At 71.9% G+C, this 26,559-nt stretch carries 22 protein-coding genes; 9 read left to right on the forward strand and 13 right to left on the reverse strand.

Features of this window, described 5'->3' with window-relative positions; all coding sequences use genetic code 11:
* Positions 1-136 precede the first annotated feature (136 nt).
* The 6 genes from BKD26_RS22235 to metG form a co-directional block, all read right to left on the reverse strand.
* On the reverse strand, positions 137-544 hold the full coding sequence (locus BKD26_RS22235) for an Imm50 family immunity protein (protein WP_084900947.1): 408 nt from the start codon (positions 542-544) through the stop codon (positions 137-139).
* Entirely contained in the window at positions 531-1,034 is a 504-nt protein-coding gene (locus BKD26_RS22240; RefSeq protein WP_084900950.1) for an Imm50 family immunity protein, read from the reverse strand. The genes BKD26_RS22235 and BKD26_RS22240 overlap by 14 nt, the downstream gene beginning before the upstream one ends.
* Positions 1,024-5,595, reverse strand: a complete 4,572-nt coding sequence (locus BKD26_RS22245; protein WP_084900953.1) for a putative T7SS-secreted protein — start codon at positions 5,593-5,595, stop codon at positions 1,024-1,026. The genes BKD26_RS22240 and BKD26_RS22245 overlap by 11 nt, the downstream gene beginning before the upstream one ends.
* Positions 5,596-6,240 carry a hypothetical protein gene (locus BKD26_RS22250; protein WP_084900956.1) on the reverse strand — a complete coding sequence of 215 codons (645 nt, stop codon included), beginning with the start codon at positions 6,238-6,240 and terminating at the stop codon, positions 5,596-5,598.
* Entirely contained in the window at positions 6,237-6,725 is a 489-nt protein-coding gene (locus BKD26_RS22255; RefSeq protein WP_241518786.1) for an SseB family protein, read from the reverse strand. The genes BKD26_RS22250 and BKD26_RS22255 overlap by 4 nt, the downstream gene beginning before the upstream one ends.
* A gap of 150 nt (positions 6,726-6,875) precedes the next feature.
* The gene (gene metG / locus BKD26_RS22260) at positions 6,876-8,483 is read right to left on the reverse strand and encodes a methionine--tRNA ligase (protein WP_084900963.1); all 1,608 of its coding nucleotides are present in this window, start codon (positions 8,481-8,483) and stop codon (positions 6,876-6,878) included.
* A 103-nt stretch (positions 8,484-8,586) separates the two neighbouring features.
* On the opposite strand from metG, the gene BKD26_RS22265 reads away from it, so the two are divergent.
* Entirely contained in the window at positions 8,587-9,243 is a 657-nt protein-coding gene (locus tag BKD26_RS22265) for a response regulator transcription factor (protein WP_107417946.1), read from the forward strand.
* The gene (locus BKD26_RS22270; RefSeq protein WP_084900968.1) at positions 9,240-10,319 is read left to right on the forward strand and encodes an ATP-binding protein; all 1,080 of its coding nucleotides are present in this window, start codon (positions 9,240-9,242) and stop codon (positions 10,317-10,319) included. The genes BKD26_RS22265 and BKD26_RS22270 overlap by 4 nt, the downstream gene beginning before the upstream one ends.
* Here BKD26_RS22270 and BKD26_RS22275 read toward each other — a convergent pair.
* Complete coding sequence (locus BKD26_RS22275) at positions 10,316-11,869, reverse strand: VWA domain-containing protein (RefSeq protein WP_179166643.1); 1,554 nt, start codon at positions 11,867-11,869, stop codon at positions 10,316-10,318. The two genes, BKD26_RS22270 and BKD26_RS22275, sit on opposite strands and share 4 nt — an antisense overlap.
* Before the next feature lie 260 nt (positions 11,870-12,129).
* Here BKD26_RS22275 and BKD26_RS22280 point away from each other — a divergent pair, with 260 nt between their 5' ends.
* Positions 12,130-14,175, forward strand: a complete 2,046-nt coding sequence (locus BKD26_RS22280) for a PhoX family phosphatase (protein WP_084900973.1) — start codon at positions 12,130-12,132, stop codon at positions 14,173-14,175.
* A gap of 6 nt (positions 14,176-14,181) precedes the next feature.
* Here the strand turns inward: BKD26_RS22280 and BKD26_RS22285 are convergent, their stop codons facing one another.
* The 5 genes from BKD26_RS22285 to BKD26_RS22305 all read right to left on the reverse strand — a co-directional run bounded on the left by BKD26_RS22285 (position 14,182) and on the right by BKD26_RS22305 (position 20,166).
* Positions 14,182-15,162, reverse strand: a complete 981-nt coding sequence (locus BKD26_RS22285) for a hypothetical protein (protein ID WP_084900976.1) — start codon at positions 15,160-15,162, stop codon at positions 14,182-14,184.
* A 48-nt stretch (positions 15,163-15,210) separates the two neighbouring features.
* Entirely contained in the window at positions 15,211-16,689 is a 1,479-nt protein-coding gene (locus tag BKD26_RS22290; protein ID WP_084900978.1) for an APC family permease, read from the reverse strand.
* Between the two features lie 223 nt (positions 16,690-16,912).
* The gene (locus BKD26_RS22295; RefSeq protein ID WP_084900980.1) at positions 16,913-18,907 is read right to left on the reverse strand and encodes an FUSC family protein; all 1,995 of its coding nucleotides are present in this window, start codon (positions 18,905-18,907) and stop codon (positions 16,913-16,915) included.
* 38 nt (positions 18,908-18,945) lie between these two features.
* The gene (locus BKD26_RS22300) at positions 18,946-19,182 is read right to left on the reverse strand and encodes a DUF2630 family protein (protein WP_084900982.1); all 237 of its coding nucleotides are present in this window, start codon (positions 19,180-19,182) and stop codon (positions 18,946-18,948) included.
* A gap of 18 nt (positions 19,183-19,200) precedes the next feature.
* Complete coding sequence (locus tag BKD26_RS22305; protein WP_084900985.1) at positions 19,201-20,166, reverse strand: endonuclease/exonuclease/phosphatase family protein; 966 nt, start codon at positions 20,164-20,166, stop codon at positions 19,201-19,203.
* 111 nt (positions 20,167-20,277) lie between these two features.
* Between BKD26_RS22305 and BKD26_RS22310 the strand changes: the two genes are divergently transcribed.
* The 5 genes from BKD26_RS22310 (at position 20,278) to cobM (ending at position 24,703) form a co-directional block, all read left to right on the forward strand.
* Entirely contained in the window at positions 20,278-20,688 is a 411-nt protein-coding gene (locus BKD26_RS22310) for a hypothetical protein (RefSeq protein ID WP_084900988.1), read from the forward strand.
* A 110-nt stretch (positions 20,689-20,798) separates the two neighbouring features.
* Positions 20,799-21,785: an ATP-binding cassette domain-containing protein gene (locus BKD26_RS22315; protein ID WP_084900990.1), complete on the forward strand. Its 987-nt coding sequence runs from the start codon at positions 20,799-20,801 to the stop codon at positions 21,783-21,785.
* Positions 21,782-22,624 carry an ABC transporter permease gene (locus BKD26_RS22320; RefSeq protein ID WP_084900993.1) on the forward strand — a complete coding sequence of 281 codons (843 nt, stop codon included), beginning with the start codon at positions 21,782-21,784 and terminating at the stop codon, positions 22,622-22,624. The genes BKD26_RS22315 and BKD26_RS22320 overlap by 4 nt, the downstream gene beginning before the upstream one ends.
* An 82-nt stretch (positions 22,625-22,706) precedes the next feature.
* Complete coding sequence (gene cbiE, locus BKD26_RS22325; protein WP_241518773.1) at positions 22,707-23,957, forward strand: precorrin-6y C5,15-methyltransferase (decarboxylating) subunit CbiE; 1,251 nt, start codon at positions 22,707-22,709, stop codon at positions 23,955-23,957.
* On the forward strand, positions 23,954-24,703 hold the full coding sequence (gene cobM, locus BKD26_RS22330) for a precorrin-4 C(11)-methyltransferase (protein WP_073756666.1): 750 nt from the start codon (positions 23,954-23,956) through the stop codon (positions 24,701-24,703). The genes cbiE and cobM overlap by 4 nt, the downstream gene beginning before the upstream one ends.
* On the opposite strand, the gene BKD26_RS22335 is transcribed toward cobM, so the two are convergent.
* Positions 24,691-25,818, reverse strand: coding sequence for a cobalt-precorrin-5B (C(1))-methyltransferase (locus BKD26_RS22335; protein ID WP_084900998.1), 1,128 nt, complete (start codon positions 25,816-25,818; stop codon positions 24,691-24,693). The genes cobM and BKD26_RS22335 overlap by 13 nt on opposite strands.
* 12 nt (positions 25,819-25,830) lie before the next feature.
* Here BKD26_RS22335 and BKD26_RS22340 point away from each other — a divergent pair, with 12 nt between their 5' ends.
* Positions 25,831-26,559: a cobalt-precorrin-6A reductase gene (locus BKD26_RS22340; RefSeq protein ID WP_084901001.1), complete on the forward strand. Its 729-nt coding sequence runs from the start codon at positions 25,831-25,833 to the stop codon at positions 26,557-26,559.

Consider the following 26,559-nt stretch of genomic DNA (forward strand, 5'->3'; position numbering starts at 1 on the left):
GCCCGGGACCGCACGCACGGTTCCGGGTCCCTCGCATGGCACCGTCCACCCGCCGTTCCGGGCAGGCCGCGCTTTACGGAGCATCGGCGGACCCGGAGCGCCTCGCTCAGTGGATGATGACCTTGCCTCCCCAGTATCACTCCTGCGCAGAGAGGTAGGAGCGCATCCGGGGCATGAGGGCTTGAGCCGCCATGAAATCAAAGTGCGAGCCCACTGTTGCGAGGGAAACCCGAATGCCTTCGTCTCCGCAACGGCTCAAGGTGACTTCGGCGTCGCGGACAGTAAAGTCCCAGCCAGCGACTCGAAGTTTCTTCACGCCGGTGAATTTTAGGTAGAACTCAACGGTGTTGTATTCCCTTCCCTTCCAGTCGGCAGGAGGGTTCGAGGGGAGAGCGGACGTCTCGAACGCCAACGTTACCGACGCCTCTCTCTCGTCGATCTGAGTGTAATCAAGTCTGCATTCACTCAGATTGGGAGGTGATGTGTACGAGTCCGTCATAACCCCTGCTGAGCTGAGGATGGTCGTCCAGTCAGATTCGCCCATAAAAGGTCTTCTCCTCAGTTCCCGGAATGGATTCGTAGCGCATCCTGTCAAGTTTTTTCAAGAAGATGTGCCGGTCCCCGTCCGTGCCATCGGATGAAATTTTGAAGGCGCTCACATGTCCCACCTGAACGGACGCATTGCTGGTGAATCCGAGCGCTATCCCGGCTCCTGCCACTCGCACCTGGATCCTTCGGTTCTCTTTCAAGGGCTGTACCCGGAAGGAAGCAGAGGGGACCGGCGGCTCCCACTCCGCCAGGGAGAGATCCTCCACGGCGAGGAACTGCAGGTGGCATTGAACGGTGTCGACTTCTGCCCCCTCCCACTCCTGGGGGACCACTGATGGGAAGCTCGACAGGTCAACACGAAGGGTGACCGTCGGCCCCCGCCAATCCAGATTGACGGAGCGCAATCGCAACGTCCCAAGGGTTGGGACCTTTCCGTATAGGTTTACAAGGTCATCCGCGTTGACCAGTTTGAGATCATCGGTCATAGTAGTAATGCTCCTCGGTGCCGGGTATTTGACCATTGCGGGTGTCCTCAAAAGGTCTCACATGTACGTGCGACGGTTGGTACCCGGGCTCTCCAGGCTTCTGATGGCCGAACCAGTGATCCTGGAAGACAACTAGATCCTGCCCATTGGGATGTTCGTACACTTCCTCCCGGTAGTAGATCGGCTGGTGGTTCTCGTCCAGCAACTGCTTTGAACCTTGCCACTCCGGTGCCGTTGCGGGAACGTAGTCGTTCACGTCGATGGGTGTGGCACCCTCCGGAATTCCCGCCTCCCTCAATGCCTTGGCCTTAACTTCTCCCAGGGTGCGGCCGGCCTTAGTGGGAGGGCATTCGTCGGGGGCGAGTCCCAGGGGATCGATCCACGTACGCGGATCATGGACATATGTTGCCGGGTTGGGAGCCGGGGCCAGACCCAGCGGATCCTGGCTCAGGTACCGAGCCGATTCCGGGTCGTAGTAGCGGAAGTAGTTGTAGTGGAGACCCGATTCCGGGTCGAAGTACTGGCCCGGGAAGCGGAGCGGGGTGTACGCCGTGGCGTCGCGGTTCCAGGTCGTCGTGCCCCAGAGGGTGGTGCGGGTGCGCCAGGCCAGGTCGCCCGACTCGTCGACGAGTTCCGTCGGAGTGCCGATCAGGTCGGTGACGATGGCGAAGAAGCGTTCGTCGTCCGTGTCCGTGCGGCGTTCCGTCTGGGTCAGGGGGCGCAGCCCCGCGTGGTCCCAGGTCAGGACGACGTTCGCGGTCGTCTGCTCGCAGAGGGTCGGGCCGTCCCAGGTGAAGTGGACCGTTTCCAGAACGGATTGCTTGGATATTCGGCGGCCCAGCGGGTCGTAGGCGTAGCGCCAGACCGTGCCGTCCGGTGTCGTCACCGACGTGAGCCGGTCCTCTGCGTTCCACTCGTACCGCCAGGTGTCCGGCTTCCGGGAGAGACGCGTCTTTTGGCGCAGGACGATACGGCCCTGGTCGTCGTGCTCGTAGCGGACGGCGCCTGCTCGGGCGATGCGGGTGCCCTCGTAGGCACGCGGGCCCGTCGCGGCGGGGGCCGGGTGCGTGGACGGCCAGTCCGCCTCCGTCTGGTTGCCCGCCTCGTCGTACGCGTACCGCTCCGTCCACCGGTCCGCCCGCACCGCCGTGACCCGGCCCGCCCCGTCGAGGTCGAAGCGGCGCGTGCCCGAGAGGCCGTCCGTGACGGAGACCAGCCCGCCGTCGGTGCGGTAGCCGTACGCCCGGTGCTGGAGACGGCCGCCCCGGGACGTGACCTCCTGGGCAGTCAACCGGCTCACCGCGTCGTACGACGACGTCAGCGACACGAAGTCCGAGACCGTGCGCCCCACCTCACGCCCCAGCGCGTCGAAGGTGAAGGCGAGTTCGCGGCCGGACGCGGTGAGACCCGTCCTGCGGCCCGCCGCGTCGTACAACCACGCGCTGACCGAACCGCCCGGCGTCGTCCTCCCCACCCGGCGGCCCAGCTCGTCGTACGCGTACGACAGCGTCCGGCCGTTGACCGTCTCCGACCTCAGACGGCCGTGGCGGTCCCGGATGCGCTCCAGCCTCGCGTCCGGGCTCGTCGCCAGCGCCAGTTCGTCGAACACGTCGTACTCGTAGGTGGTGACCGTCCCTTCGGCATCCTTGCGGACGATCCGGCCGAGGGCGTCGCGCTCGAACCGGATCTCCTGCCCGAGGCCGTTCGTGCGGGAGACCAGTCGGCCCGCCGCGTCGTACGCGTAACCCAGCGTCCGGCCGTCGAAGTCCGTCTCGGACCGTGGGCGGCCCACCGGGTCGTAGGCGTAGTCCCAGGTCAGACCCTGCGGGTTCGTCACCCGCGTCAGCCGCAGGTTCGTGTCGTGGGAAAACTCGTAGCGCGCTCCGTCCGGGTCCGTGCGGGAGGTGAGCAGGTCGAAGTCGGTGTACGTGAAGCGGGTCATGCCGCCCATCGCGTCCGTGTGGGACAGGCAGTTGCCCTCGCCGTCGTACGTCCACGACTGTTCGGTGCCGTCCGGTTCGGTGCGCCGGGCCAGTTTGCCCTCGACGGTCCATTCGAGGCGCGTCACCGACCGGAGGGGGTCGGTGATGGTGACCGGACGGCCGAAGGCGTCGCGCTCGTAGTGGACGGTCGCCCCGAGCGGGTCGGTGATGGTGACCGGCAGGCCGGCCCGGTCGCACCGCATGACGGTCGAGTGGCCGAGCACGTCGGTGATCGTCGTGAGGTGGCCCTCCGCGTCGTACGAAAAGCGGGTCGTCGCCCCGGCGGAGTCGGTGACCGAGGTGCGGTTGCCCTTCTCGTCGTACGTCTGGCGTACCACCGTGCCGTCCGTGCCGCGCACCCGGACCGGCAGGCCCAGCGTGTTGTACTCGGCGGACATCTGGCGGCCGTCCGGTCTCACCACTGCGGTCGGCCGGCCCGCCTCGTCGTAGGTGAAGCGGGTGACGTGGCCGAGCGGGTCGGTGCGGGAGAGGAGTCGGTTGTAGCGGTCGTACTCGAAGCGGGTGACCGCGCCCAGCGGATCGATCTCGACGACGATCTGTACGCGGTCGTTGACGAGGAAACGGGTGGCGTGGCCGAGGCCGTCGGTGAGCGAGGTCAGGCGCAGGCCGCTGTCGGGGTCCGTGTCGTCCCAGGTGAAGCGGGATTCGAGGTGGCCGTTCGATCCAGACTGGTACACGCATCGGTGCCGGTCGTCGTAGACGTAGTCGAAGTGGCTGCCGTTGGTGTCGGTCCAGGACGTGATGCGTCCGTGGTCGTCGTATCCGAAGCGCAGCGGACGGCCCGAGGAGTTGGTGACCTCGGTCAGGTGGCCGTCCGTATAGCCGTAGCGGAGGATCTCCTGATCGGTGCCTTCGGGGCCGGCGCCGGCGAGGTGGAGCGCGATGACGCGGCCTCGGTCGGTGGTGAGCTTCAGGTGGTAGCCGCCGTGGTGGACGATCGCGGTGGGGGCACCGGTCACGTCGTACTCGAAGGTGATCCAGCGGCCGTTGCGGTCGTCGATCTGTGTGAGCAGGGCCATGTCGGCGCCCTGCTCGGTGAAGTGCCAGACGCGGCCGGTGCCGGGATCGGTGACGGTGTAGGTGTCCCGGTCACGGTCCAGGGGCCAGCGGCGGCCGTGGGTGGGCATGACCGGCACGCCGGGTGCGGGGTGCGGGTAGGCCAGGAGGCCGCCGTCCTCGCAGACGAACACGACACCTTCGGAGTCGATCTCCAGGCGCTGGTCGATGGTGCTGGCCCATGCCGGGCCGAACCAGCGTCCCGCGCGGTAGGACGACTCGAAGGTACGGGTGAAGGCCAGTGGCAAAGAGCCCGGCAGCGCGATGTCCGTCTGCGGCAGGACCATCCGGCCGGTCGCCATGTCGACGGGGTCCCGCTTGCACGTCTTGTCACAGTGCTGGCGTCCGCTGCCGTGTGGGTCTTCGTTGCGTTTGGCGCGGCCCTTGCCGCCACCGCTCGGCGCGTCGTTCAGGCCCATGCGGACGAGGGACTTCAGCCCGCCGGCGCCTTTGGAGCCGGCTGCTTCGGGGAGTAGGCGGCCCCCGAACTCGCTCGGGTCCTCCTGGAACGCGTCCCACGCGTCCTTCAGCGCCCGGTCGGGATGGGCCGCGGTGGAGACCAGGCCGGCCAGGGTCATGTTGACGTTCTCGTAGTACTCGGCCGGGTGGGTACGGTTGTACGGGTCGAGCGGGTTGACGGAGCGGATGAAGTTGGTGAGGCCGACCGTGCCTTTGGCGACGCCACCGACGAAGTGCAGCGTTTCGGTGCCGGTGCCCAGCGCGTAGTCCATCAGGCCGAGCCTGGCGCGCTCCATGGGGGACTTCTCGGCGGGTGCGTGGGCAAGGGCCGCGTTGATCGCCCTGTTGGCCGTCTCGGCGGCCTCATTGCGCTGGCGGCGGGCGTCTTCGAGCATTTCCCGCGCCAGGTCGCGTGCGGCCTGGCCCGGATCGGTGAAGGGAGCCGGTTCGGGCAGCGGGGCGTCGCTCATGCGCGCCTCGTTGTACGCCTTGACCTTCTTGTTGTGCGCGTCGATGGCCTTCTGGGAGGTCTCGTTGCCCTGCTTGAACAGAGCGATCGCTTCCCTGGCCGTGCCCTGCGCCGAGGTCACCGTCGCGGCGTACGCCGTCAGCGCCGCGGCCGCGACCTCGAAGGCGTCCGCCGCGTGCAGCCAGTCCGTGGGCAGGGGCTGGAACTTCTCACGGAAGGCATGGGCGGCTTCACCCTTCCAGTGGGCGGAGTCCAGGCCCTTCATGCCGGTGCCGACCAGATTGAAGGCCGTGCTGAAGTCACGCAGGTTGTCCGCAGTGGCAGTGATCTTGGAAGCCTGACCGTGAATCAGCTCAGTGGGCTCCTCGGTCTGGCCGAGTTGCCTCTCGCCGACCTCCGCACCCAGCGAGGAGGCCGCGCCGTCACCCCAGTCGGTGACCGACTCCGCCCAGCCCTCCGCACCGACGTAGTCGAGAGCACCGCCCAGGGCATCGGTGCCCTTGTCGATGCCCATGCCGACGACCTTCTTGCCGCCCTCCCAGATGTTCTCGGCCTTGCCCAGCCAGTCCGTCATCTACTCGCTCCCCCACGTCGGCTCCTTGGCACGCTCGACCCCACCCGGGGAGGGATCGAAGATCTCGCGCATGCGCTCGTCCAGGGCCTCGCGCGTGCGCGGGTCCAGGGCGCCGTTGTTCTCCAGCGAGTCCAGAGCAGCGTCCTCCACGTCGTAGGCGGTGTCCTTCCACGTCTGCTTGACGTTCTCGTGCGCGGCCGCCATCGACTCCATGCTGTAGTCCGGGTTGTCCTCCGGCAGTTGGGACTTGATCGCGTCCCAGTCCTTCGCCTTGACCTCGTCCTCGGTGAGGTGCGGATTGCCGTTCACCCCGTTCACGGCAATCTTGAAGGTGTCCTTGATGTACTGCTCCTGCTCGTGGAACGCCCCGGCGGACAGTCCGATACCCGAGGCGAAGCCGTTGCCGCGCTGCATCAGCGCCCTGACGCCCCACTCCCAGCGCTCGCAGAACGTCCTGAACCCGGAAGCGAGCCCCGTATGTCCCAATTCCAGCCCGGACAGGGCCAGCTCGGAAAAGCCGCGGCCGGCGGTCGCCTCGCCGATCAGACCGAGGTCCTTCAACTCCTCGTGAGCCTTGTCGATGCCCAGCGCGATCAGCCGCAGCGCGGCGCCGGACGCTGCGAGATCAGGCTCCGTACCACTCACTGCGTCCTCCCGAGTCCGACCACCACCGAGTCCGGCACGATGCCCATGACCGGCGGGAACAGCACCCCGTCGTCACTGCCCGCGTCAAGGGCCACGCCCGCCGGAACACCCAGCTTCGGCACCAGCACATCCAGCAGCCGCGCCCCGAGGACCGTCCGGTACTCCCACTCACGCCCGGCCTCGCCGCGTGCGTATGCGAACCGCGCCAACGTTTCCTCATTCGAGAAGGCGCATATCCACCGGACCCCACCTTGCTCGGCTGTCCACGGGCTCCCGTGCGGATCGACCGGCACCAACACCGCCGTACGCCGGAACTCGCCCAGCAGGACAGCGAACTCGCGTCGTGACGCCGCAAGTTCCGCATCGGCGGGCACGGGCGGCGTCACTTTCGGTACGGCGGGATCTCTCGGCGCGCCGGCCAGATCGGCCAGCCTCAAGGGCCGACCAGGCTGCGGGTCACTCGTTCCATGTCTCTCCCCGTTCATGGTCACGGGGAGATCATCACATGTGCGGATTTTCGGCTGCAACGACATACCAGGGAACGGCTGAATGCCGCTCACCTCTCCGAAGGGATGGATACGACAGGCCCGCCGCCCTCCGGGGAGTGCGGCGGTCCGAGTCGGTGAGGGGAGGGGTCAGTCCTTCTTCGGCTCCTCCAGGCGCGGGAAGAGGACCGCGCCCTTTGTCACCGTTGCGCCCGTGGGGAGTTGGCCCCAGGCGGCGGCGGACTGGACGCGCTGGTCGGCGAGAGGGCCGAGGACGGGCTCCGCGCCGAGGGAGTCCCAGAGCTTCTGGGAGGTCTCCGGCATGACCGGGTTCAGGAGGACGGCGACCGCGCGGAGCGACTCGGCGGCGGTGTAGAGGATCTTCGCCAGGCGGGCGCGGCCCTCGTCGGAGGTGTCCTTGGCGACCTTCCAGGGCTCCTGCTCCGTGATGTAGCCGTTGACCTGCTTCACGAAGTCGAAGATCGCCAGGATGCCGCCCTGGAAATCCAGCTCGTCGCCGATCTTCCGGTCCGCCTCCGCGACCGCCTTGGCCAGGCCGTCGTGGACGGCCTGCTCGGCGTCACCGGCGGCTGAGGCCTCCGGCAGGGCGCCGTCGAAGTACTTGCCGACCATCGCCGCGACGCGCGAGGCGAGGTTGCCGTAGTCGTTGGCCAGCTCGGAGGTGTAGCGGGCGGTGAAGTCCTCCCACGAGAAGGAGCCGTCGCTGCCGAACGCGATCGCCCGCAGAAAGTACCAGCGGTAGGCGTCCACGCCGAAGTGCGAGGTCAGGTCCTGCGGCTTGATGCCCGTCAGGTTCGACTTGGACATCTTCTCGCCGCCGACCATCAGCCAGCCGTTCGCCACGACCTTCCCCGGCACTGGCAGACCCTGGGCCATCAGCATCGCCGGCCAGATCACGGCGTGGAAGCGCAGGATGTCCTTGCCGACCAGCTGGACATTTGCCGGGAAGGTCTCGTCGAACTTCGCTTGGTTGGAGCCGTAGCCGACGGCCGTCGCGTAGTTCAGGAGCGCGTCGATCCACACGTAGATGACGTGCTTGTCGTCCCACGGGACCGGGACGCCCCAGTCGAAGGTGGAGCGTGAGATGGAGAGGTCCTGGAGGCCCTGCTTCACGAAGTTCAGGACCTCGTTGCGGGCGGACTCCGGCTGGATGAAGTCCGGGTTCGCCTCGTAGTGCTCCAGGAGCTTCGGGCCGTACTCGCTCAGCTTGAAGAAGTAGTTCTCTTCCTTGAGGATCTCCACCGGCCTCTTGTGGACGGGGCACAGCTCGGTGCCGTTCTCCGCCTCGATGAGGTCGCCGGGGAGCTTGTACTCCTCGCAGCCCACGCAGTACGGGCCTTCGTACCCGCCCTTGTAGATCTCACCCTTGTCGTACAGGTCCTGCACGAACTCCCGGACGCGGTCCGTGTGCCGCGTCTCAGTGGTACGGATGAAGTCGTCGTTCGCGATGTTCAGGTGCTCCCAGAGGGGCTTCCAGGCCTCCTCGACGAGCTTGTCGCACCACTCCTGCGGCGAGACGCCGTTCGCGTCGGCCGTGCGCATGATCTTCTGACCGTGCTCGTCCGTGCCGGTGAGGAACCACACCTTCTCGCCGCGCTGACGGTGCCAGCGGGTGAGCACGTCGCCTGCGACGGTCGTGTAGGCGTGGCCCAGGTGAGGAGCGTCGTTGACGTAGTAAATGGGGGTCGAGACGTAGTACGCCTTCGCCTCCTGCTTCTCGGGTCCACTGGCCGCCATGGTCGAAATCCTATCCGGCCGCGGAAACGGTCCTCCCTTCCGTTCACAGGGGGAGACGGAGGTGGAGACGTTCGCGAAACGTGGGGGGATGGAGAGTGGGGGCATGCGTGTACTGGTTGCCGAGGACGAGACCGTCCTCGCCGAGCTCGTCGCCGCCGGGCTGCGGCGTGCCGGATTCGCCGTCGACACCGTCTACAGCGGGGACGCGGCCCTCGCGTACCTGGGGCTGTACGACTACGACGTCGTCGTCCTCGACCGGGACCTGCCCCGGGTGCACGGCGACGAGGTGGCGCGGCGCATGGTCGTCGAGGGGGCACGGACGCGGATCCTGATGCTGACCGCCGCGTCCGGGATGGAGGACCGGGTGGCGGGCCTGGACCTGGGCGCGGACGACTATCTGGGCAAGCCGTTCGAGTTCCCGGAGCTCGTGTCGCGCGTACGGGCCCTTCGGCGGCGCAGCGCCCGGCCGCCCGTGCCGCCGCTGCTGGAGCGGCACGGGGTGCGGCTGGACACGGTACGGCGGACCGCCGAGCGGGACGGGCGGGACCTGGAGCTGTCGCCGAAGGAGTTCGCGGTGCTCCAGATCCTGCTGGAGGCGGAGGGCGCGATCGTGTCGGCGGAGGAACTGCTGGAGCGGGCCTGGGACGCGCACGCCGACCCGTTCACGGGCGCGGTGCGGGTGTGCATGAGCAAGCTGCGCGGGAAGCTGGGGGAGCCGGCGCTCATCCGTACGGTGCAGGGCGTGGGGTACGCGCTGTGATCGGGCCGGGGTCGACGATACGGACGCGGATCGCCCTGGTGTACGGGGGCGTCTTCCTGGTGCTGGGCGGCTGCCTGCTCGGCGTGGTGAACCTGCTCTCCGGGGCCGGGACACGTGGCGAGGCGGAGGCCATCGCGGCGCGGGTGCAGGGCCCGGACATCGTCCGGGTGGAACAGGTCACGGGGGACATCAGCCGGGCGGCCTCCGAGCAGCTGCTGATCTGGTCGGGCGGGGCGCTGCTGGTCACGGCGCTCGGTGCCGTGGTGGTGGGGTGGTGGACGGCGGGGCGCGTCCTCCGCCCCGTACACGAGATGACCGCCCGGGCGCGGCGGCTCTCGGAGCGGAACCTGCACGACCGGCTGGGGGTGAGCGGGCCGGACGACGAGCTGAAGGAGCTGGGCGACACCATCGACGCGCTGCTGGGGCGGCTGGAGGCGGCGTTCGACAGCCAGCGGCGGTTCATCGCGAACGCGTCGCACGAGCTGCGTACGCCGCTGGCCACGCAGCGGGCCGCGATCCAGGTGGGGCTGGACGACTCGGTCGAGGTCAAGCAGGTGCTGCTGGACAGCAACCGGCGCAGTGAGCGGCTGATCGAGGGCCTGCTGGTGCTGGCGCGCAGCGAGCGGGGCCTGGAGGAGCGGGAGGCCGTCCCGCTGGGGGAGGTGGTGGCGGAGGAGTGCGCGCGGTTCGGCGTGGGGGTTTCCGGGACCGGTGGGGTGGTGCTGGGCAACCGGGTGCTGCTCGCGCAGCTGACGCGGAACCTCGTCGCGAACGCGGTCACGTACAACGTGCCGGACGGTGGGTGGGTGCGCGTGACCCTGGAGGGTGGGGTGCTGACGGTCGCGAATACCGGGCCGGTGGTCGCAGAGGCGGACATACCGGGGCTTTTCGAGCCGTTCCGGCGGGGTGAGGGGCGGGACCGGATGGGGCCCGGCGCGGGGCTCGGGCTCTCCATCGTGCGGTCGATCGCGGCCGCGCACCGGGGGACGGTGACGGCTGTCCCCGGCGGGGCGGGCGGGGGCCTGGTCGTGACGGTACGGCTGCCCGTCGGCGACCAGGCCCCCATGCGGCCCTAGACCGACCAGGTCGCGAGGACCTCGCGGTAGAAGGTGGCGTGCGGGACGTCGCGGGGGGCGGGGCCCGCGTGGAAGAAGCCGGCGTTGGGCGCCTCCAGCTTGCGGAGGTAGTCGAACGCCTTGGAGTCCTCCTCGCCGAACGCCACGAACTGCCAGTACACGTTCTCGGCACTGGTCGCCGCGTCGGTGAGGGCCTGGGTGGCGGCCGTCTTCGACTCGGGGGCGCCGTCCGTCTGGAACAGCACGAGGGCGGGCCGGCCGGCCGCGCCGGACTTCTCGTGGTGGCTCAGCACCTCGGCGATCGCCCGGTCGTAGTTGGTCCGGCCCATGCGGCCGAGGCTGTTGTGCAGGGCCTCGATCCTGCCGTCGATGTCGTCGAGGGTGACCTCGCCGGTGCCGTCGATCTCGGTCGAGAAGAACACGACGGGCACGGTGGCGGCCTCGTCGAGGTGCGCGGCCAGCGCGAGGGCCTGTTCGGCGAGGTGCTGGGCGCTGCCGTCCTTGTAGTACGGCCGCATCGACCCCGACCTGTCGAGGACCAGGTACACGGTCGCCCGCGCCCCCACGAGGCCCCGCTTGCGGAGGGCCGCGCCCGCCGCCTTGTACGCGTCGCTGAGCTGGGGTGCTCGCGCCTTGACGCGCGCGGCGGTGAGGGCGGGCTTGGAAGTGGGGGCGTCCGCCTGCGGGGCGGTCGGCTCGTCGGCCGGCTCGTCGCTGCCGGCGCTGGGGGCCTCCTGTGCGGGGGCGCCCTGGGCCGGGGTGTCCACCTCGGCGGCGGGGGCGGGGGCGGGGGTGGCCGGTTCGTCGGCCTGCGGGGCGTCGGCGTCCGGGGCGTCGGCGTCCGGGGCGTCGGCCTGCGGCTCGGGGGCGGGGGCCTCCTGGGCGGCGGTTTCGGCCTGCGGCTCGGTGGGCTGCTCGGGCTCGGGCTCAGGCTCGGGCTCGGTGTCGTTCGCGGTCGCGGCGGTGGCCGGTTCCGGTGCGGCGGGGGTGTCGGCCGGGGTCTCGTCCGCCTGCGGGGCCTCCTCCGTGGCGGTGGCCGGCTCCGGCTGGGCGGAGGGCTCGGCGGAGACCTCGGCGGCGGGCTCGTCCACCTCGGGGCCCTCGGCTTCCGGCGCGGGGGCCTCGTCCGTGGCAGTGGCCGGTTCCGCTGCGGTGGGGGCCCCGTTCGCAGCGGGCTTCTCGGCGGCCGGTTCCGGCTCGGCCGGCTCGGCGGGCTCGGCGGGCTTGGGGGCCGGTTCCGCTTCCGCCTGGGGCGGGATGCCGGCCTTCGTGGGCGTGGGGGGTTCCTGGGCCGCCTCCCGGGCCGCCGGGACCGGGGCGCGGCGCGCCTTGTCGAACGACGCGGCCACCAGGTCCGCCGCCGCCAGCTCGGCGGCGCGTTCCGCGGCGCGTTCCGCCGGGGAGGCGGACGCCGGGGAGGGAACCGTCGCCGTGGGCTCCTCCTGGGGCACCGCGCGTTCCGTCTGGGGCGGGACGGAGGCGGCTGCCGTCTCGTTGCGCTCCGCACGGTCGCGTCCAAACACCTTGCGCAGCAAGCTCCGAATGCCCATGGGCGAGGCCTTTCGCATGTTGGGGTGCCGTGTATGTCCGTACTGCTAGGAATCATCCCTGGCCAGGGCGGACACGTAAGGTTAGCCGCCCCGAGTGGCGCGTAAAGGCAAGGGGTATTCGCGTCAACCCCACCCCCGACGCGCCGGATTCACCTCTCGTTCACCCCACCGCCGCCGACCTGCACATCTACGCTTCTAACGTCACCGCCGGACCTATTCCCGACACCATGTCGGCGCAGGCTGCGCCGGAGGAGGATGTAGTGCGCAAGCTGCTGCCGCTGCTGAGCACCAACCCGCACGGGGGCGGTCGGTCCGCCCTCACCTGCCGTTACCGGTGCGGTGACGCCTGTTTCCACGAGGTGCCCAACACCAGTGACAACGAGTACGTCGGCGATGTCATAGCCGGTGCCCTGTCGCGCCGTTCCATGATGCGCGCCGCCGCCGTCGTCACCGTCGCCGCCACCGCGGGCGGTGCCGTCGTCGCGCAGGGTGCCGGGCAGGAGGCGGTCGCCGCGACGCCCCGTACGGCGGGGAAGAGCGCGGGCGCCCGGGGGCTGCGTTTCACGCCCGTCGCGCCCAACAGGGACGACAAGGTCACCGTCCCCGACGGCTACGCCCAGAGCGTGGTCATCCGGTGGGGCGAGCCGATCCTCCGTGGCGCGCCCGCCTTCGACCCGGACAAGCAGACCGCCACGGCACAGGCCGGGCAGTTCGGGTACAACAACGACTTCCTGTCGCTGCTGCCGCTCAAGGGCGAGCACGGCCGCCAGGTCCTCGTGGCGAACCACGAGTACACGGACGAAGTCCTGATGTTCAAGGGGTACGACCCGGAGAACCCGACCCGCGAGCAGGTCGAGATCGCCTGGGCCGCCCACGGCCTGTCCGTGGTCGTCGTCCAGGAACAGCACCGTGACGGCCGGCTGACCCCCGTCACCCGCCACCCGCTCAACCGCCGCCTCACCGCCACCAGCGAGTTCGAGCTCACCGGCCCGGCGGCGGGCGGCGCCCTCCTCAAGACCAGTGCCGACCCGACCGGTCGCAAGGTCCTCGGCACGCTCAACAACTGCGCCGGTGGCACCACCCCGTGGGGCACCACCCTCCACGGCGAGGAGAACTTCAACCAGTACTTCGCCAACGGATCGAGCCCGACCGACAAGCGGTACGGCATCGGGACCGGCGCCACCGAGCGCAAGTGGGAGCGGTTCGACAAGCGCTTCGACGCCAAGCAGGAGCCCAACGAGTCGCACCGCCACGGGTGGGTCGTCGAGCTCGACCCGTACGACCCCGACTCCACCCCCCGCAAGCGCACCGCGCTCGGCCGCTTCAAGCACGAGGCCGCCCAGCCGCGCCTTACCGCCGATGGCCGTCCGGTCGTCTACATGGGCGACGACGAGCGTTTCGACTACTTCTACAAGTTCGTCTCGTCCAAGCGGATGATGAAGGGCGACTCCCGCAAGGCCCGGGAGCACAACCTCACCCTCCTCGACGAGGGCACGCTGTACGTCGCCAAGCTCACCGGCGACAGCCCGCAGGACATCGACGGCACCGGCAAGCTCCCGAACGACGGCGAGTTCGACGGCAGCGGCCACTGGATCCCGCTGGCGACGGGCGACAAGAGCCACGTCCCCGGCATGACCGCCGAGGAGGTGTACGTCTTCACCCGCCTCGCCGGTGACAAGGTCGGCGCCACCAAGATGGACCGCCCCGAGGACGTCGAGCCGTCCCCGCGCACCGGCCGCGTGTACGTCGCGCTCACCAACAACAAGGACCGTGGCGCGGCGGGCAAGGCCGGCGCGGACGAGGCCAACCCGCGCAACAACAACAAGCACGGCCACGTCCTGGAGCTCGCCGAGCACTGGGACGACCCCGCCTCCGACGGCTTCGCCTGGCGGCTGTTCCTCGTCGCGGGCGACCCGAACGACCCGGCCACGTACTTCGCGGGCTACCCCAAGGAGAAGGTCAGCCCCATCTCCTGCCCCGACAACGTGGCCTTCGACCCGTACGGCAACCTGTGGCTGTCCACGGACGGCAACCAGCTCGGCTCGCACGACGGCCTGTTCGGTGTGGCCGTGCAGGGCGAGCGGCGCGGTGAGATCAAGCAGTTCCTGACCGTGCCGGCCGGCGCCGAGACGTGCGGCCCGATCATCCAGGAGCGCCGCGTCCTCGTCGCCGTACAGCACCCGGGCGAGGTCGACGGGGCGTCGGTCGAGAAGCCGGCGTCGGCCTGGCCGGACGGGCCGGGCAAGATCGTCCGACCGTCGGTCGTCGTGGTCTACCGCAAGGACGGCCGCAACATCGGCGTCTAAGACCGTTTACGAGGTGGCGCGGGCCGTCCCCCCGCGCCACCTCGTGAACTGCTCCGCCGGATCCCCCGTGTACGACCACGGCACCCACGACGCCCGCGTCTCCAGCAGCCCGAACAGCCCCGCGTACACCTCGCGCAGCCCCGCGTAACAGGCCGCGTGCGTCAGGTAGTTCAGCGGCTCGACCTCCTCCGGCCGGACCGGTCCCGGCGGCCGCCCGCCGAGCCACCGCTCCCACGTCCGCCGTACCTCCGTCGCCGCCAGCTCGTGCTTCCAGTGCTGGTCGAAGCCCCGCACCGGCCCCTGGCCGCGCGCCGCTTCCGCGATGTACCGGTACTCCTCCACCCGCGCGATCTGCACCAGCACCGGCAGCGGCGACCCGGGCGGCGCCGCCCCCGCCGCGTCCCGGGCGAAGTCGTACATCGAGCCGTGCGTGCCGTGCCACCGCGCCGACCAGTAGCGCAGCAGCTGCACATGGCCCTCCAGGTTGTGCGGGTCGCGCCGCCGCAGCTCGTCCCACCAGCGCCGCAGCTCCGCCCGCCCCACCCCGCCCTCGTACAGCCGTGCCACCGTCAGCAGCGACACCCACGGCATCGGGTCGGCCGGCCGGGCGTCGGCGGCGCCCAGACAGGCCATGACCGTGACGTCGAGCCGCGCCCGGTCCACCGCCCCGCCGCGCCCCACCGCGATGGCCTGGTTGAAGACCCGTACGACCTCCGTCGCCGCCCGCAGCACCGCCGCGTCCGGGTCGTCCGGCTCCGCCGCCCGCCACGCCTCGACGGCCGTGCTGCCGGCCGCCGCGTGCGACAGCAGCCGCAGCCGGTGCGTACGGAGGTCCCAGTCGTCACCGGTGTCGCGCAGCAGGTCACGTACGCCCTGCCAGCGGCCGATAACGATGTCGTGCCGGGCGCGGCCCAGCGCCCGGTCGCCGGAGTCCGGGTCGAATTCCGGCTCGAAACGTATGGAGCGGCGGCTGCGGCGTACGGCCAATTCCCTGTCCCCCCGTCAAAAGCGCGAAAACGAAACCCCGTCGGGGTGTTAGAAGTCGGTCGCCAGCGTTTCGTTCCCATCGGCGCGGTGGTGCTGTCGCGGTACGTCGTCGTACGGCCCAGCCGCCGCCATCGCGCGCACCGCGTCCAGGCGTGCCGGACGGTAGTACGAGCTTCCCCGCCGCCAGTACCAGACCATCGGCACGATGCCCGCCCCCAGCCCGCCCAGGCCGATCGCGACCGCCGTGCCGGTCAGGCCGCCCAGCGACTCGAAGAAGATCCAGAACATGAAGGCCGCGCCGATCAGCGGCCACGCGCCGCCCAGGACGAAGTCGCGTACGGACCTCAGCAGCATCCCACGGTAGGCCACCACGGCGGCGATGCCCGCCAGCCCGTAGTAGAAGGCGATCTGGAGGCCCATCGCGTGGACCGCGCTGCTGAGGATGTCGCCGACCGAGCCGAGCGCCGTCGCCGCCACGAACATCGCCAGCGCCACCGCCCCGACCACCGTGATCGCCACCCACGGGGTGTTCCAGCGGCGGTGTACGGCTCCGAGGGCGGCCGGCATCGTCCGGTCCCGGCCCATCGCGAACAGGGAGCGGGTGACCTGGATCAGCGTGGTCTCCAGGGTGGCGACGCTCGACAGCATCACCGCCACGATCAGCAACTTGCCGCCGATGCCCGGCCAGACGGCGTCGCCGAGCAGCACCAGCACGTTCGCGCCGCCCGCGCCGACCTCCTGCGCCGACAGGACGACGTTGACGGCGATGGTGAACGCCTCGAAGAGGAGGAAGGCGACCCCGATGCCGATGAGGGCGGCGAGCCCGGCCGTGCGGCGGCTGTCGCGGGTCTCCTCGCTGAGGTTGCTGGTGACGTCCCAGCCCCAGTAGTAGAAGGCGGCGGTCAGCGCCCCGGAGGCGAAGCCGGACACCCCGTCGAAGTGCCCGAAGCCCAGCCAGGACCAGTCGAAGGCGGTGGCCGCGCCCCGGTGCATGACCACACCGACGATGAACATCAGCATGATGAGCAACTCCACGCCCGTCATGAGCAGTTGCGCCCGTACGGTGAGCCGGGCGCCGCCCAGTACCACCAGCAGCATCATCAGGAACCAGCCGGCGCCGACGACGGTGGCGAGCGCGGTGTCGGCGGCCAGGTCGGGGGCGAGGAGCGCCAGGGTGAGCTGTCCGGCGGGCAGCGAACCGGCCACCATGAAGATCGTCGCGGCGACGATCAGCGCCCAGCCGGACAGAAAGCCCAGCGCGGGGTGGAGGGTTCGGCCGACCCAGGAGTAGCTGGCGCCCGCGTTGACGTCGATCCGGCCGAGCCGGCTGAACGCCAGCACGATGCCGAGCATCGGGATCGCGCAGTACAGCAGCGCGGCGGGCGCGGCGAAGCCGACGGCACCGACGAGTACGGCGCTGGTGGCGGCGAGCGAGTAGGCGGGCGCGCTGCCCGCGACGGCCATCACGATCGTGTCGACCGTACCGAGGACATTGGGCTGGAGACCCCTGGGAGTGACGCTGCGCATGGCGAATGTCCTTGTATGGCACGGCATATGGCGGAAGAACAGGAGCAGCCCCCGCATGCTGCGGCATGTGGCGGCACGCGCGAGTCGTGCGCATCGTAGTCGGGCGGAAGCGGTGCGGTGACGCCGCCCGGAAGGATGACGTCCGGAACGCACGGGCGCGCCTGGCCGGCGCCTTGGGCGGTGCCTGGCTGGTGCCCCTGGCCGGCGCCTGGCCGGTGCCTGGTCAGGGGCGGTTGGGCTGTGGGGAGGCGATGGCGCGGGCCGCGCGGACCTCCTGGCGCAGGGGTGCCAGCACGCCCTCCTCGTCGCCCTCCAGCTCCGCCCGGACCTCGACCAGGACGTGGCTGGTCCGCAGCCCCGCCGCGAGTTCGCGCAGCTGCCGCTCGACGTCGGCGACCTCCACGTGCGTGGGAGGCGGCGCGCCGTGGCTGACGCGCACCCGGGCGGCCGTCGTGGCGTCCACGATCCGTTCCACGGCCACGCACAAGGGCCACCAGGCTGTGGCGCGCGTCCCGGTGGGCGGCGGCTCGGTCAGGGCGCGCTGGAATTCGCTGCGTACGGCCGACAGGTCCCGGTACAGCCGCCGCCTGGCCCGCCCGCGCGCCGCCGGGTCCGCGTCCGCCTCCGGCCCGAACGCGCAGGCCACATAGCGGGCGGCGTCCGCGACCGTGTCCGCGAGCCGGTCACCGATCCGGGTGTGCCAGCTCTCCGGCCACAGCAGGTACCCGGCGACCAGCACGATCGCGCAGCCGAGGAGCGAGTCGTACAGGCGCGGCAGGACGAGGTCGAAGCCCTGCCGGTTCAGCCAGTCGGACAGCAGCAGGATGACGGGGGTGATCGCGGCGGTCTGGAAGGCGTACCCCTTGGCGGTGGACGCCGGGATCAGCGCGGCCAGCACCAGCATGACCGGCACGTCCCACCACCCGCGTTCCACCTCGGCCAGGACGAGCGCGGCGACTACCAGCCCGGCCGCCGTGCCGAGGGCGCGCAGCACGGCGCGCGAGAAGACGGACCCGAAGTCGGGCTTGAGGACGAACGTGACGGTGAGGGCCACCCAGTACGAGCGCGGCACGGCGATCAGCGAGACCAGCGCCTGGGCGAGCCCGATGCACAGCGCCAGGCGCAGCCCGTAGCGCCAGGAGCCGTGCGACAGCAGCGCGTCGCGGATGGCGCGGCGGGTGCGGATGCGGAGGGAGGCGGGGCGGCCGAGGAGGTCGTCGATGTTGTGGGGGTCGGGTTCGGCGTGGCGGATGACGGTGGCGGCGTGCCGCAGGGCGTGGTCGACGGCCCGCTCGGAGGGCGTGGCGGGCGGGGGCAGGGGCAGCGTGAGCGGGCCGGTGGGGGTGGTGGGGCTGCCCGGGGTGCCGGGCGGGCCGGGGTGGGTGCCCAGGGGGCTGCCGCCGGTGGGCTCGCGGCGGCGCGGACCGTCGGCGGTTTCGACAGCCGCCGCGAGCGCCCGGACCGCCGCCGGGACCTCGGCGGGGAGCGGGCGGCCGCTCAGGTGGGCGGCGGGGGCGGCTTCGACGACCGGGATCAGGGCGTTGAGCTGCGCGAGTTGGCGTACGAGGCCGGCGGTGCGGCCCCGGTCGCGGGCGCGGCGGGCGAGGACGAGGTCGTAGGCGGTGTTGAGCGCCTGGGTGACGGCCTGCCGTTTCTCGTCGTACGCGGGTGTGCCCGCCACCGCCAGCACATCGGCGACCGCCCGGTAGGCGGCGGCGACGGCGGACCGTTCGGGGACGCCGCCGCGCAGCGGCCAGCCCAGCAGGGTGAGGACGAGCACGACGGCGCCGCCGAGCGTGAGCAGCAGCGGCGCCTTCCACCAGGGGCTGGGCATCGGCAGGCCGGCGCCGACGACGGCGTTGAGCAGGAGCAGCAGCCCGGACGCGGAGGCGACGGCGCCGATCGACGAGATCATCCCGGACACGAGCGCGACGAGCGTCAGCACGCCGACGGCCGCCCAGCCCTCCCCGTACACCAGCGAGCCGAGGGTGACGCCGAGCGCGCCGAAGAGCTGCGGTACGGCGATGTTGAGGATCCGCATCCGGTACGCGTCGGCGGTGTCGCCGATGACGCCGGACAGGGCGCCCATGGAGACCAGCGCGCCGTACAGCGGCCGGCCGGCCGCGAGGCCGACGGCGAGCGGCGCGGCGAGGGCGACGGCGGCGCGCGCGACGGCGGCCCAGGGGACCGGCGCGGGCTGTGGGCGCAGTCCGCGCATGAGCCACTCGGGCGGCGCGAGCCGTACGGTCGTGGGGCTCAGCTGAGGTAGCCCTCCACCTCGCCGGGCGGCCGGGTGGCCGCGTTGTCCGGGTTGTCGCCGTACTCGGACTTGGCGCGCCGCTGCCGCAGCAGGTCCCAGCACTGGTCGAGCTGGACCTCCAGGGTCCGCAGCCGTACGCGTTCGTCGTCGGTGAGGCCGCCTTCCCGGTCACGCAGGGCGTGTTCCTCGCGGACGAGCGCGCCGATGTGGTCGAGGATCTGCTCGTTGTCCATGGTGTCCACCTTCCCGCTTCACGGCCGGGCGTGCAGGTCGAGGTCGACGAGCAGCGCGCGGTGGTCGCTGCCGGGCAGGTCGAGGAAGCGGGCGCCGCGCACCGAGAAGTCGGCGCTGACCAGGACGTGGTCGATCTGCGCGTACGGCGGCAGCGTCCCGCCCTGCGGCCAGGAGCCGGTCCGGGCGGCACCGCCGAGGCGGGCGGCGTCGTGGAGGGCGCCGGAGTCGAGGACGGAGCGGAAGGCGGCGTGGTCCTGGGTGGCGTTGAAGTCGCCGGCGAGGATGACGGGGCGGCCCTTGTGGGCGGCGGCGAAGTCGCCGACGAGGCCCAGTTCGTGCTTCCACAGGCCGATCCGGCCGGGCAGCGGCGGCATGGGGTGCGCGAGCCGGAGGGTCACGTCCTTCCCTCCGACGCGTGCGGTGGCGCCGGGCATGCCCATGGTGGTGCCGGGCAGGGCGGGCTCGGCGGTCAGCGGCCGGGTGCCGAGGATGACGGAGCCGGCGGATCCGGCGGCGGCGACGTGGGCGCCGTAGGGGTGGTGGGCGCCGAGGGTGCGGGCGCAGGCGGGGTCGCACTCGGAGACGAAGACCAGGTCGGGGCGCTCGCGGCGGATGGTGGCGAGCAGCTCGGTGGTCGCGTTGCCGAACTCGACGTTCGCGGTCAGCACCCGCAGCCGCGCGGTGACGGGCCCGTGCGCGGGGGTGCCGGCGGGCCCGTACGGCTGGACGAACCACAGGGTGACGGCGAGCGCTCCGCCCGCCCAGGCGGTCAGCAGCGGCCGGCGGGCGGGGAGGGAGAGCAGCAGGGCGAGCCCGGCGGGGACGGCGAGGCAGGGGAGGAGGGCGAGGAGCTGCGGTACGGGGGTGACGGCGTCGGTGCCGAAGAGGCGGCAGCCGGTGACGACGGTGGGCACGACGAGCAGCAGCCCGGCGGCCCACGCGGCGGCCCGGCGCAGCAGGTGCGAGGTGTACGAATCGGCCAAGCCGTCACCCTCTCACGGCTCTCCGGCGCCCGTCCCCGGGTCGGTCTGATCCACTTGCCGGGGGCCGGTCGCGGGTGTGCCCTGGAGGGAGGTCCGCGGAAGGAGCACGTCATGGCCGCACATGTCACGCTGCCCGGCCGGCACCGCCGCACCGGGGAACGGGCGACCCGTCATCCCGTACGCCGGTCCACCTTGATGGTCCTCGCGGTGTGCGCCGTCCTCTACGGCCTCTACGCCGAGGTCATCGTCCGCCACGGCGACGGTCCCTTCACGGGCGGGCAGGCCGTACTCGCCGTGGTGAGCATGGTGGGCTTCGGTGCCCTTTGGTACGGCTACCTCCGGGTCCGCCGCGCACTGCCGCGCGAGTCCCGGGCGGTCGCGTTCGGGCTCCTCTTCGGCCTCAGCGTCGGCTTCCTGTACGGCCTGTCCGGCAACAGCGTCCTCATGGTGGCGGTGGTCTCGCTGGTCCTGGCGGTGTCGTCGGGGCTGATGGCGTTCTACGTGTTCTACACGCACGAGTAGCGTCGCCGCACCGCCGTGGAAACCGGTGGCGGGGTACGGGCGGGGGCCGGACACTGGGAGGGTTCGCGCCGCCCCGCCCGTACGCCCGCCTTCCCCCGAGGACAGTGACGATGACGAGCACGGACCTGGCCATCGAGACGAACGGCCTGGTGAAGGTCTTCGGCGACAACCGAGCCGTGGACGGCATCGACCTCCGGGTGCCCGCCGGCACCGTCTACGGCCTCCTCGGGCCGAACGGCGCCGGCAAGACCACCGCCGTGAAGGTGCTGGCGACGCTGCTGCGGCCGGACGGCGGGGAGGCGCGGGTCTTCGGCAAGGACGTGGTGCGGGACGCGGACGCCGTGCGCGGGCGGGTCAGCCTCACCGGGCAGTACGCGTCGGTCGACGAGGACCTGACCGGCACCGAGAACCTGGTGCTGCTGGGCCGTCTCCTCGGGCACGGGAAGCGGTCCGCGCGGGAGCGGTGCGGGCAGCTGCTGGAGGCGTTCGGGCTGGCGGAGGCGGCCGACCGGCAGGTGAAGAACTACTCGGGCGGCATGCGGCGCCGTATCGACATCGCCGCGTCCATCCTCAACACCCCCGACCTGCTCTTCCTCGACGAGCCGACGACCGGCCTCGACCCGCGCAGCCGCAACCAGGTGTGGGACATCGTCCGCGCGGTCGTCGCCCAGGGCACCACCGTGCTGCTGACCACGCAGTACCTGGACGAGGCCGACCAGTTGGCCTCCCGGATCGCGGTGATCGACCACGGCAGGGTCATCGCGGAGGGTACGAAGGGCGAGCTGAAGGCGTCGGTGGGCTCCGGGTCCGTGCACGTACGGCTGCGCGAGGCGGGGCAGCGGCCGGAGGCGGAGCGGGTGCTGACGGCCGCGCTGAACGCGACCGTGCAGCTCGACCCCGACCCGGTGGCCCTGACCGCGACGGTCGACGGGCACGGCACGGAGCTGGGCGCGGCCGAACAGGCGGCGCGGGCGCTGGCGGAGCTGGCGCGGGCGGGCGTCATGGTGGACAACTTCGCGCTGGGCCAGCCGAGCCTGGACGAGGTGTTCCTGGCGCTCACGGACCGTACGGACAAGGCCGGGGAGGCCACGGCATGAGCACCGCCACCGACGACGCCACCTTCACCGGCCCCCGCACCGAGGACCTGGCGGCCCTGCTCGTCGCGGGCGACCGGCCCCCGCGCCCCAGTGCGCTGTCCGCCTCCCTGACCTTCGGCTGGCGCGCCATGCTGAAGATCAAGCATGTGCCGGAGCAGCTCTTCGACGTGACGGCGTTCCCGATCATGATGGTGCTGATGTACACGTACCTCTTCGGGGGTGCGCTGGCCGGATCGGTCTCGGCGTACATCCAGTTCCTGCTGCCGGGCATCCTCACCCTGAGCGTCGTGATGATCACGATGTATACGGGCGTCTCGGTCAACACCGACATCACCAAGGGTGTCTTCGACCGCTTCCGTACGCTGCCGATCTGGCGCCCCGCCCCAATGGTCGGCTACCTCCTCGGCGACGTCCTGCGCTATCTGATCGCGTCGGCCGTGATGCTGACGGTCGGCCTGGTCATCGGCTACCGCCCGCACGGCGGGGTGGTCGGCGTGGCGGCGGGGGTGGCGCTGCTGCTGGTGTTCTCGTTCGCGTTCTCGTGGATCTGGACGATGTTCGGCCTGATGCTGCGCAGCGAGAAGTCCGTGATGGGCGTCAGCATGATGGTGATCTTCCCGCTGACCTTCCTGAGCAACATCTTCGTCGACCCGAGGACCATGCCGGGCTGGCTCCAGGCGTTCGTCAACAACAGCCCGGTGACACACCTGGCGAGCGCGGTACGGGAGTTGATGGCGGGCGAGTGGCCGGCGGCCGACATCGGCTGGTCCCTGGGGTGGTCGGCGCTGTTCGTGACGGTCTTCGGCGCGGTGACGATGCGGCTGTACAACCGCAAGTAGGGCCCGCCTCGCCAACGGCGCGGGCGGGCCGGTCATGCCCCCGGCCCCAGGGCCCGGCGACCGGCGGGTAGGGTTCCAGCCCGTGAGCAGCCCCGGCCCCGTAACCAGCACCTCTCCGCCCGTGACCGTCGTCGGCATCGGCGCGGACGGCTGGGCCGGGCTCCCCGGGGCGTCCCGCGCGGCCCTGCGCGCCGCCGACGTCGTCATCGGAGGCGAACGGCAACTCGCCCTCGTGCCCGAGGAGTGCGCCGCCGAGCGGGTCGCCTGGCCGTCGCCGCTGAGGCCCGCCGTACCCGCGCTGCTGGACGCCCACACCGGCCGCCGTATCGCCGTGCTCGCCAGCGGCGACCCCATGTTCTACGGGATCGGCCGCGCCCTCGCCGAGACGGCCGGCCCCGAGCGGCTGCGCGTCCTGCCGCACCCGTCCTCCGTCTCGTACGCGTGCGCCCGCCTCGGCTGGCCGCTGGAGGACACCGAGACCGTCACGCTCGTCGGGCGCCCCCCCGCGTCCCTGGCCGCCGCGCTGCACGACGGGCGCCGGCTGCTGGTGCTGAGCGCGGGCGCGGCGACCCCGGGCGAGGTCGCGGGCCTGCTGCGCGACCGGGGCTTCGGGCCCAGCCGGCTCACCGTCCTGGAACAGCTCGGCTCCGACCGGGAACGGGCCGTGACCGGCACCGCCGACGACTGGCCCCACCCGCCCGGCGACCCGCTGAACGTCATCGCCGTCGAGTGCGTCCGCTCGGGTGACGCGCTGCGCCTCGGGGCCGTGCCGGGGCTGCCGGACGCGGCGTACGAGAACGACGGCCAGCTCACCAAGCGGCACGTGCGCGCCGCGACGCTCGCCGCGCTGGCGCCCGCGCCCGGCGAGCTGCTGTGGGACATCGGCGGCGGGTCCGGCTCGATCGGCATCGAGTGGATGCGTACGCACCGCACCTGCCGCGCGATCACCGTCGAACGCGACCCCGAGCGGGCGGCCCGTATCGCCCGCAACGCCGCCGCCCTCGGCGTACCCGCACTGAAGGTCGTCACCGCCGCCGCCCCCGCCGGGCTGGCGGAACTGGAGGCGCCGGACGCGGTGTTCGTCGGCGGCGGGCTGACCGCGCCCGGCCTGCTGGACGCCTGCTGGGCGGCCCTGCGGCCGGGCGGGCGGCTGGTCGCCAACACCGTGACCCTCGAATCGGAGGCGCTGCTCGCCGACCGGTACCGGCGCCACGGCGGCGAACTGGTACGGCTCGCCGTCGCGCACGCCGTCCCGGTGGGCGGTTTCACCGGCTGGCGCCAGGCCATGCCGGTCACGCAATGGTCCGTAACCAAGCAGGAGACAGAAGGATGACCGTCTACTTCATCGGCGCGGGCCCCGGCGCCGCCGACCTGATCACCGTGCGCGGCGCCCGCACCCTCGCCTCCTGCCGGGTGTGCCTGTACGCCGGGTCCCTCGTCCCGCGCGAGCTGCTCGCCGAGTGCCCGCCGGACGCCCGCCTCGTCGACACGGCCCGCCTCGACCTGGACGCCATCACCGCCGAGCTGGTCCGCGCCCACGAGGAGGGCCACGACGTGGCCCGCCTCCACTCCGGCGACCCGTCCGTCTTCAGCGCCGTCGCGGAGCAGATGCGGCGGCTGGACGCGGCGGGGATCCCGTACGAGGTCGTGCCGGGCGTCCCGGCGTTCGCGGCCGCCGCCGCCGCGCTGAAGCGGGAGCTGACCGTCCCGACCGTGGGCCAGACGGTCATCCTGACCCGGATCGCCGAGCAGGCCACGGCCATGCCGGAGGGCGAGGACCTGGCGACCCTGGGCCGCAGCGGCGCCCTGCTGGTGCTGCACCTGGCGGCCCGGTACGTCGACCGGGTCGTCGCGGAGCTGACCCCGCACTACGGCGCCGACTGCCCGGCGGCCGTCGTCGCGATGGCCAGCCGCCCCGACGAGGTGATCCTGCGCGGCACGCTCGCGGACATCGCGGCCGCCACCAAGGACGCCGGCATCACGCGCACGGCGGTCATCCTGGTGGGCCGCACCCTGGCGGCGACCCAGTTCCGGGACAGCCACCTGTACTCACCGGAACGCGACCGTCACGTCTGCTGAGGGCCCCGGGGGTCGCTGCGCCCCACCACCGTGCCCGCGCGGTCGACGCACACCACGTCGACCGTGACGGGCGCGCCGCGCAGCACGTCGAGGGCCTGGTCGCGGGCGGTCCCGGCGACCAGGTCGCCCAGCGGGACACCGGCCGCCGCACACAACTGGAGCGCGGCCAGCCCCGTGTTGGCGGCCGCGACCTCCGCCGCCAGTTCCTCGTCGGCGCCGCCCCGGCGGGCCAGCTCCGCCAGGAAGCCCTTGTCGACCTGGGAGCGCGCCGAGTGCAGGTCCAGGTGCCCCGCCGCCAGCTTGGACAGCTTGGCGAAGCCGCCGCAGATGGTGAGCCGGTCGACCGGGTGCCTGCGTACGTACTTCAGGACCGCGCCCGCGAAGTCGCCCATGTCGAGCAGGGCGTCCTCGGGCAGCCCGTACAGGGAGGTGACCGTCCTCTCCGACGTGGAGCCCGTGCACCCGGCGACGTGCGTGCGCCCCGCCGCCCGCGCCACGTCCACACCGCGCCGGATGGAGTCGATCCAGGCGGAGCAGGAGTACGGCACGACGATCCCGGTCGTCCCGAGGATGGACAGCCCGCCCAGGATGCCCAGGCGCGGGTTCCACGTGGAGCGGGCGATCTCCTCGCCGTGGTCGACGGACACGGTGATCTCGACGTCCCCGGTGCCGCCGTGCGCGGCCGCGACCCGCGCGACGTGCTCGCGCATCAGCCGCCGGGGCACGGGGTTGATCGCGGGCTCGCCCACCTCCAGCGGCAGCCCTGGCCGGGTGACCGTGCCGACGCCCGCCCCGGCGCGGAACACCACGCCCGAACCGGCCGGGAGCGGCCGTACCGTCGCGCGGACCAGCGCACCGTGCGTGACGTCCGGGTCGTCGCCGGCGTCCTTGACGATCCCGGCCATCGCGTACGCGCCGGTCAGCTCCTCCGCCGCCAGCGCGAACGCGGGCGTCTGGCCCTTGGGCAGGGCGATCGTCACCGGGTCGGGGAAGTCCCCGGTCAGCAGGGCGGTGTACGCGGCGGTCGTCGCCGCCGTCGCGCAGGCCCCGGTCGTCCACCCCGGCCGCAGACCGGTGTGCTTGAGTTGGGCCTCGCGACCGCCGCCTGCGCTCATGAAGGGACTCCCGTGCACGTTCTCATTCTCGGCGGAACCGCCGAGGCGCGCGTCCTCGCCGGCCTGCTCCGCCCGCACGCCCGGGTGACCAGCTCGCTGGCCGGGCGGGTGGCCGCGCCGCGGCTCCCCGAGGGCGAGGTGCGGATCGGCGGGTTCGGCGGGGCGGACGGGCTCGCGCGGTGGATCGGCGAGCATGGCGTGGACCGGGTCATCGACGCCACCCATCCCTTCGCCGAGCGGATCAGCTTCCACGCGGCCCGGGCGGCCGCCACCGCCCATGTTCCCCTGCTCGCCCTGCGCCGCCCCGGCTGGGTCCCCGTCGACGGGGACGACTGGCGCGACGTGGGCTCCCTGGAGGAGGCCGCGGCCGCGCTGGACGGGCTGGGTGAGAGGGTGTTCCTGACCACCGGCCGGATGGGCCTCGCCGTCTTCGCCGCCTGCCCGCAGTGGTTCCTCGTCCGGTCCGTGGACGCCCCGGAGCCCCCGATGCCGGCCCGCACCGAAGTCCTCCTGGACCGTGGCCCGTTCACCCTCGAAGGGGAGCGGGAGCTGCTGGCCCGGCACCGGATCGACGTCCTCGTCACCAAGGACAGCGGGGCCGCCGCCACCGCCCCCAAGCTCGCGGCGGCCCGCGAGGCCGGCATCCCGGTGGTCGTCGTTTGCCGCCCGCCGGTCCCGCAGGACGTGGAAACGGCCGCCTCCGTGGAGGAGGCGGCCGCTTGGGTCATGCGCCGGAGGTGA

The sequence above is a fragment of the Streptomyces sp. CB03238 genome (assembly GCF_002099185.1).
Taxonomy (GTDB): domain Bacteria; phylum Actinomycetota; class Actinomycetes; order Streptomycetales; family Streptomycetaceae; genus Streptomyces.